Origin of the sequence: Blastomonas sp. CCH1-A6 (genome assembly GCF_001556365.1) — a bacterium.
Classification (GTDB): Bacteria; Pseudomonadota; Alphaproteobacteria; order Sphingomonadales; family Sphingomonadaceae; genus Blastomonas; species Blastomonas ursincola.
Genome location: NZ_LSIS01000179.1, coordinates 1 through 7,943 on the forward strand (window position 1 = coordinate 1; position 7,943 = coordinate 7,943).

Below are 7,943 nucleotides of genomic sequence, written 5' to 3' on the forward strand. Positions count from 1 at the left end.
GCCGGTGGCCGAGGCAGAACCTGCCGCAGCCGATACGGCCAAGGCCGCCGAAGCACCCGCCGAAAGCACCGAACCGCCGCGTCGCGGCTGGTGGCAGCGCACTTTCGGCAATTAAAGGGTTTTAAGTCGCAACAAAAAGGGGTGCCCCGCCAGACCGGCAGGGCACCCCTTTTTCGTGCTGGTCGGTCGGGCGGGGCTCAGTCGGCCGCGAGCGACGCCTCGAACGCGTCGCCAATCGCCGCCATATCGGAATCGAGCTGCGCTTCGGCCGCGTCTCCCAGCGCCGCCAGCGCCACCATCTGCGGCATCGAAATGCCGATGCGCAATGTGCCGCGCACCTTGCCCATCATGTCCGGCCCTTGGAAGCGCGCGCACTTGACCGGCTGGCCCAGCCGCACGCCCGACTGCATCATCCTCAGCTGGATCGCCGTCGCACCGTCGAAATCGATCGCACGCCCCTCCCCGCTCAGATCCACGGTCGTCAGCGTGCGCATCTCGATGGGATGTGCCCCCGCGGATTCGCGATCGGCAAAGGGATATGGCGTCACACGCGTACCGCCGATCCGATCGACCAGCGCCAGCGAGGCACAGCGGAACTGTTCGACCACCCGCGCGATCGTGTGGAAATCGAGCGCCTGGAATCGCTCCAGCTCGAACAAGGCTGCCGCCAGCCGAACCGTCAGCCCGGCATTGCCGCTCATCGGAAGCTTTTCCGCCCCTGCCCAGCTATCGGGAAGCTCCGCGCGGCGGAAGATCGTGGCCATGCCCTCGCCCAGCGGCGCGATCCGCTGCGCCGTCGCGCGCGGCACCAGCGCAAAGCCGGCAAAGGGCGGACCACCCATGAACTTGGAACCGGTGAGCAGCACCACCGCGCCGCGCATCAGATAGGCGCTGATCGCGGGACTCGTGATCCGCGCCTGGCAGGCATCGACGACAAAGCCGATCGAGTCGCCAAATTGCGTGATAAGCGCATCGATATCGTCGAGATGCGGCAGGATGAGCCCGGTTTTCGATCCATGCACCACATGCAGCAGCGGAAACTTGCCCGCGATCAGCGCACGTTCGATCTCGCTGCGCATCGCAGCCACAATCACCGCGCTGTCGAACGCCTCACCGAAACCGTTGCGCACCGACACTTCGGAAAGCGACACGGGCGCGAGACCAGCCACCGGCTGTCCCTTGCTCGTCGGGACACCCAGCGCCGTCTGGCCAGCGAAATACTGCCCCGCCGCGCTCAGGATGCAGCCGCTGCCCACTTCGTCGGCGCCGAGCAAGACGTTGTGGATGCCCTGCGGCGCGCGGCCGGCAAAGGCCTGGAGCGCGATATATTCGAGGTCCGTGCCCGAGGCGGAGAACGCGACATCCGTCCCCTTGGGCAGGCCGTAGGCGACGGCGATGCGATCGCGCAGGACCGAGAGGTGTCCGGCATAATCGGTGCCCACCATGTCCGCGTTCAGCCCATGATCAGCCACGAAATCGCACAGATGGTCGAAGGCGGGCTGCGAGATATCGTTCGCGGTCGATGACGCATAGGTCACCGTCTGACGCGGGAAGGGAGAGCTGAAATACTTGTTGGTGCCATCGGCATGCGCCGGGACGATTCGTTCGTCTCCACCGATCGTGAGCAGATGGCTGACCGTCTTGTGCAATTCCTGTTGCATCAAACTTATCTTTCGCTGCGCCCCCGAAGCGGATAAGGGCGCGGCTATAGGGGCGCTGGCCATTAAGGCAAGCCGCTTTGGCCCGACGCCCGTCCGCAAACCCAAAGAAAGTGCGTTTTGCCGTGAACCAATATCCTGCCCCGCTGACCATCGATGCGAAGACCCGCGAGACGCTCAAGGTGCTGTTCCTCGCCAAGCACGCGCTGGGCGATGGCTCGCTGCATCCGGAGGACGGCAACCATGCCGTGTACCACAATGAGGTGCGCACCATCCTGGAAGGGCTGTTCGACAATCTGCTGGTGGGCAACCAGTACGCGATGCTGTTCGATCCGCCCGAGGTCGATTTCGTCTTCTCGCTGCTCAACCGCGGCGGCTTCGTGAATTCGGAAATGCTGGTACCGCTGCTGTGCAACCGCAAGGGCCTGCCCTATCTCGGCGGCAGCCCGATCCTGCGCGGCCTTTCGGACGACAAGCACCTGTCCAAGCTCGTGGCCCGCGCGCGCGGTATCCCGACGGCCGACTGGGCGATCTATCGCAAGGGCGGCCCGGTCGACGAGAAGCTCTGCCCGATGGCCGAGCGCATGGTGATCAAGCCCAACGCCTCCTCGGCAAGCTGGGGCGTGCGCGACGCAGGCGACTGGGCAGGCGTGAAGGACGCGATCGCCGCGATTCACGAGGAAGGGCATGACGCGATCGTCGAGCCGTTCCTGACCGGTAGCGATGTCGAGGTGCCGGTGGTGACGATGCATGGCCGCCCGCTGATCCTGCCGATGATGCTGTTCGAACAGGCCGATCCGACTCACCTGCGCACCTATTGGGAAAAGCGCGACCTGGTCGAGCGCGCGAGCAAGTACGAGCTGGTCGATTTCGAAGGCTCGCCGTTCGAGGCAGAGATCGCCGCGCACACCGCCAATCTGGCGCAGGAATTCGTGCCCTTCGATTACGGCCGCTACGAGTTCCGGCTCGATGCCGAAAAGGGCGAGCTGCATTTCCTCGAGGTCAATCTCAACTGCAACCTGTGGAGCCAGAAGGTCTTCGGCCGCTCCGCCGTGCGCGCCGGCTGGACGCAGGAACAGCTGATCGAGACGATCGTCGCGGAAAGCCTGCGCAGCCACGGGTTGATGGATTGAAAATCCTTTTCGGTTCAAGGTGCCATATGCAATTGAGCCTTGGCACCAAAATGACTATCTAGGCTCCCGGACGCATTGAAGGACGAGGGATTTTCCATGGCTACGTTTACGCTCCCGGCGAACAGCAAGATCACTGGCAAGGGCCAGGCGTTCAGCGCGAAGACCGGCGGGCGGCTGAAACGTTTCAAGGTCTATCGCTACGATCCCGACAGCGGTGAGAACCCGCGCTACGACACGTTCGACATCGATCTGGACGATTGCGGGCCGATGGTGCTCGACGCGCTGATCAAGATGAAGTCGGAACAGGATTCGACGCTCACCTTCCGCCGCTCGTGCCGCGAGGGGATTTGCGGATCGTGCTCAATGAACATCAACGGCCGCAATGGCCTGGCCTGCACCACCGCGATCGAGGACTGCAAGGGCGAGGTCCGCATCACCCCGCTGCCGCATATGGACGTCATCAAGGACCTGGTTCCCGATTTCAGCCATTTCTATGCGCAATATGCCTCGATCCGGCCCTGGCTGCAGACCGTGACGCCGGTGCCCTCGGGCAAGGAGCGGCTGCAGTCGCCCGAGGATCGCGCCAAGCTCGACGGGCTGTACGAGTGCATCCTGTGCGCCTGCTGCTCTACCAGCTGCCCGAGCTATTGGTGGAATTCGGACAAGTTCCTTGGCCCGGCCATCCTGCTCCAGGCCTATCGCTGGCTGGCCGACAGCCGCGACGAGATGACCGGCGAGCGGCTCGACGAGCTGGAAGACCCCTTCCGCCTCTATCGCTGCCACACCATCATGAACTGCGCGAATGTCTGCCCCAAGGGCCTGAACCCGGCGCGTGCGATTGCCGAGATCAAGAAGATGGAGGTCGAACGGCACGTCTGATCGGTCCATCCGCCGACAGACCCGTTCGATACCCCCGCAAAGGTGGACGCAACCACTCTCGATATGCCCGACGATTTCGCGTTCGACCCGGACCCCGATCGTCCGGGCTGGATGCGCTGGGCACTGCGCGAGCAGAACCGCTATAACAGCACGCTTGGGCCGATGTGGGTGATGAAGCGTGACGACGGCATCGTCGTCGTGCGCACGGAGCCTGGGCATCTGCAGGGCAATCTCGCCAACAACGTCCATGGCGGCGCTATCCTGACTCAGGTCGATATATCACTGTTCGTCTGCGCGCGGCTGCATGGTGCTCTGCGGCATGGGCCTGCGGTGACGCTCGATCTCAACAGCCATTTCGTCGGCGCCGGCAAGGTCGGCCAACCGCTCGATGCCGAGGTGGAGATCATCCGCGAAACCGGTCGGTTGATGTTCCTGCGCGGGCTGGTGGTGCAGGCGGGAGAAACCGTCTGCGCATTCACCGGCACCATCCGCAAGACCCCTGCCCCGCGCGCGAAATCGCAATGACCGGAACGCTCGCCCGCTACGACAGGATGGTCAGCGCGGGCGAATTGCGACCCGATGCCGATCAGCGCGCCGCTGCCGTGCGGCTGCAGGCGATGCAGGATGCGCTGGAGGCGGTGCCGCCGCGCGGATCGCTGCTGTGGCGTCTGATGGCGCGCGAGGCCAAGCCCGACCCCGTGCGCGGCCTCTACATGTTCGGCGGGGTGGGACGCGGCAAATCGATGCTGATGGACCTGTTCTACGAATCGGTCGCGATCAACCGCAAGGTCCGCGTCCATTTCCACGAGTTCATGCAGGACATTCACGCGCGGCTGCGTGTCGAGCGCGACAAGATGCAGGGCGACCCCATTCCGCCGGTCGCGCGTCAGTTCAGCGATAACTACCGGCTGATCGCATTCGACGAAATGGTCGTCAACAACAGCGCCGACGCGATGATCATGTCGCGGCTGTTCACCGCGATCATCGAGGCCGGGGTCACCATCGTCACCACATCGAATCGCCCGCCCGACGACCTGTACAAGGACGGGCTGAACCGCGAGCATTTCCTCCCCTTTATCGCTCTGATCAAGAACCGGCTCGACGTGCTCTCGCTGAATGGCCCGGTCGATTACCGGCTCGAGCGGTTGTCGGGGACCGACACCTGGCATGTGCCCAACGGTCCCGAGGCGACCGCTGCGCTGCGTGCCGCGTTCTTCCGCATGACCGATTATTCGCCCGACGATGCCGCGCATGTGCCGAGCGCCGATGTGCCGATCAGCGGCGGGCGCACGATTCACGTGCCCAAGTCGCTCAAGGGTGTTGCCGTCTTCTCGTTCAAGAAGCTGTGCGGAGAGGCGCGCGGCGCGCCGGATTATCTCGCCATTGCAAGACGCTATCACACGGTGTTTCTGGTCGGCATCCCGCGCCTGGGCCCGGAAAACCGCAACGAGGCAGCACGCTTCGTCACGCTGATCGACGCACTGTACGAGATGAAGGTCAAGCTGATCGCCTCGGCCGATGCCGAACCTGCCGATCTGTACGCCAGCGGCGATGGCCGGTTCGAATTCGACCGGACGATCTCGCGGCTGATGGAAATGCAGTCCGACAGCTATCTGGCTTTGGGGCATGGTGCGCGGTCGGGCGCAGAGGACCTCGCGACCGCATCGCTGTGACGCAATCAATAATGTCGCAAAGCTTTGCAAAACCAACATAAGTTTGCGTCGGCGACGCGAACCGGTCTATCAAGGGATGCTTTCCGAACGGAACATCATCCATGCTGAAACGACTGGCCATCGCAACCGGTTGGGCGCGCAGAACGCGGCGCTCCCCGGCCCTGCGCATTGGGATCGCGATCGCGGCCTTCGCCATCGGCGTGGGCGGGCGGCTGGCGCTCGATGCCTATTTGACCGGCGTGCCCTTCATCACGCTGTTTGGCGCGATCGTCATCGCCGCATTTTTTGCGGGCTTCTGGCCGGCGATGCTGACAACGGTGCTCGGGGCCATCGCGCTGGAAGTGCTGATCATGCCAAGCATGGCACTGGCACGATCGCATGATCTCGACTGGCTGCCGATGACCTTTTTCCTGCTCACCAGCCTGATGATCTCGCTAATCATCGAAAGCGTGTTCCGCGCGCATGACGATCGGCTGGCGGTGGCCGAGGAACTGGCTCGGCTGAATGCCGGGCTGGACGATCTGGTGGCAGAACGCACCGCGCAGCTGGAACAGCAGGTTGCAGAGCGCCAGATTGCCGAGGCGCGGCTGCACCAGGCAGAAAAGCTCGACGCGATCGGGCATCTTACCGGCGGCATCGCGCATGATTTCAACAACATGCTGGCAATCATTACCGGCTCGCTCGATCTGGCCAAGCGGCGGTTAGGCGGCCAGGGCGATGCCCGCATCGTCAGCCATATCGACAATGCCGCCAATGCCGCCGACCGCGCCGCAGCGCTGACGCACCGGTTGCTTGCCTATGCGCGCAAGCAGCCGCTCGATCCGCGACGGCTGGATATCAACGCGCTTGTCGGATCGGTCCACGCGCTGCTCGAACGGACGCTGGGCGAACAGGTCGTCGTAGAACTTCAGCTCGATGGCGATGTCTGGCCTTGCACGGTCGATCAGACCCAGCTGGAAACCGCGATCATCAATCTGGCGGTCAACGCGCGCGACGCCATGCCCGATGGCGGCAAGCTGATGATCGAGACGACCAATGTCACGCTCGACGCGGCCTATGCCGGCCAGCAGGAAGACCTTGCGCCAGGCGATTATGTCCGCATCGCGATCAGCGACACCGGGCTCGGCATGTCGCCCGAGGTACAGGCGCGTGCGCTCGATCCCTTCTTCACCACCAAGGATGTCGGCAAGGGCACCGGCCTCGGCCTCAGCCAGGTCTATGGTTTCCTCAAGCAGTCGGGCGGGCACCTCAACCTGTATTCCGAACAGGGCAAGGGCACGACGGTGAAGCTCTACCTGCCGCGCGCGCCCGAGGTGTCCGGAGAGGAAGAGCCCGGCAGCCAGACCGCCATGCGCTTCACCCCGCCCCAGAACCTCACCGTGCTGGTGGTCGAGGACGATGACGGGGTCCGCGCTATGGCGCGCGCCAGCCTTATCGAACTGGGCTTCATAGTGCACGATGTCGACAGCCCGATCGAGGCGGTGCAGCTGATCGAGAATGGCCTGGCAATCGATCTGCTGTTCACCGATGTGGTGATGCCGCACATGAACGGACGCCAGCTGGCTGACCGGCTGCGCGAGTCCCGGCCCGATCTCAAGGTGCTCTACACCACCGGCTATACCCGCAATGCCATATTGCACAACGGCGTGATCGACAGCGATGTCGTGCTGCTGGTCAAACCCTATAGCGTCGACGATCTCGCCAGGAAGATCATCGACGCGCTGGGCCCCTCAATCAACTGATCGCCCGTTACAATTCGAACCGCACGCCCTGCGCCAGCGGCAGCGCGCGCGAATAGTTCACCGTGCTGGTCTGACGACGCATATACGCCTTCCAGCTGTCCGATCCGGATTCGCGGCCGCCGCCGGTTTCCTTCTCGCCGCCGAACGCGCCGCCGATTTCCGCGCCTGACGTTCCGATATTGACGTTGGCGATACCGCAATCGCTGCCCGTCGCCGCAACGAAGCTCTCCGCCTCGCGCAGATCGTTGGTGAAGATCGAGGACGACAGGCCCTGCGTGGCGGCATTGTTGAGCGCGATCGCCTCGTCGAGATCGTCATAGCGCAGGCAATAGAGGATCGGCGCGAAGGTCTCGCGCAGCATCGGCCCGGTCTGCGCCGACATCTCGACCACTGCGGGGCGGACATACACCCCCTGGCCCGGCCCCGCGATGCGTTCACCGCCGTGTACCGTGGCACCCGCCGCGCGCGCGTCGGCCAGCGCGTCGCGCATGGCGGCATAGGCGGCGCCATCGATCAGCGGCCCTGCCAGATTGGCCGGATCGCGCGGATCCCCGATGGGCAGGCGGGCTGCGGCAGAGATGATACGCGGCACGAAGCTTTCATAGACCGAGCGATGCACGAGCAGCCGCCGCAGCGAGGTGCAGCGCTGCCCGGTGGTTCCCATGAAGCCGAAGGCGCAGCCGGTCAGCGCCAGCTCCATGTCCGCGCTCGGTGCGACGATCGTCGCGTTGTTGCCGCCCAGCTCCAGCAGGCTGCGTGCAAAGCGCTTCGCCGCAGCCTGGCCGACCGTGCGTCCCATCGCCGTGCTGCCCGTGGCGGAGATCAGGGCCATGGCGGGATGATCGACCAGGGCAGCAC

The 7,943-nt window shown here is 64.3% G+C and carries 7 protein-coding genes; 5 read left to right on the top strand and 2 right to left on the bottom strand.

Annotated features, from left to right (window positions below; translation table 11 throughout):
- Positions 1 to 197: 197 nt before the first annotated feature.
- Entirely contained in the window at positions 198 to 1,661 is a 1,464-nt protein-coding gene (locus AX735_RS07625) for a hypothetical protein (protein WP_066278117.1), read from the bottom strand.
- Between the two features lie 122 nt (positions 1,662 to 1,783).
- On the opposite strand from AX735_RS07625, the gene AX735_RS07630 reads away from it, so the two are divergent.
- The 5 genes from AX735_RS07630 to AX735_RS07650 all read left to right on the top strand — a co-directional run bounded on the left by AX735_RS07630 (position 1,784) and on the right by AX735_RS07650 (position 7,085).
- Positions 1,784 to 2,791 (top strand): phosphoribosylglycinamide synthetase, encoded by a 1,008-nt coding sequence (locus tag AX735_RS07630; RefSeq protein WP_066278127.1) that lies wholly within the window; start codon positions 1,784 to 1,786, stop codon positions 2,789 to 2,791.
- 96 nt (positions 2,792 to 2,887) lie between these two features.
- A complete protein-coding gene (locus tag AX735_RS07635) occupies positions 2,888 to 3,670 on the top strand; it encodes a succinate dehydrogenase iron-sulfur subunit (protein ID WP_023837976.1) in 783 nt (260 codons plus the stop codon).
- Positions 3,671 to 3,712: 42 nt separating this feature from the next.
- The gene (locus AX735_RS07640; RefSeq protein WP_231750056.1) at positions 3,713 to 4,195 is read left to right on the top strand and encodes a PaaI family thioesterase; all 483 of its coding nucleotides are present in this window, start codon (positions 3,713 to 3,715) and stop codon (positions 4,193 to 4,195) included.
- On the top strand, positions 4,192 to 5,343 hold the full coding sequence (gene zapE / locus AX735_RS07645; protein WP_066278119.1) for a cell division protein ZapE: 1,152 nt from the start codon (positions 4,192 to 4,194) through the stop codon (positions 5,341 to 5,343). Before AX735_RS07640 ends, zapE begins: the two co-directional genes overlap by 4 nt.
- Before the next feature lie 101 nt (positions 5,344 to 5,444).
- Positions 5,445 to 7,085, top strand: coding sequence for an ATP-binding protein (locus AX735_RS07650; RefSeq protein ID WP_066278122.1), 1,641 nt, complete (start codon positions 5,445 to 5,447; stop codon positions 7,083 to 7,085).
- A gap of 7 nt (positions 7,086 to 7,092) precedes the next feature.
- Here AX735_RS07650 and AX735_RS07655 read toward each other — a convergent pair.
- On the bottom strand, positions 7,093 to 7,943 hold an 851-nt coding region (locus tag AX735_RS07655), incomplete at its 5' end, for an aldehyde dehydrogenase family protein (RefSeq protein ID WP_156447444.1).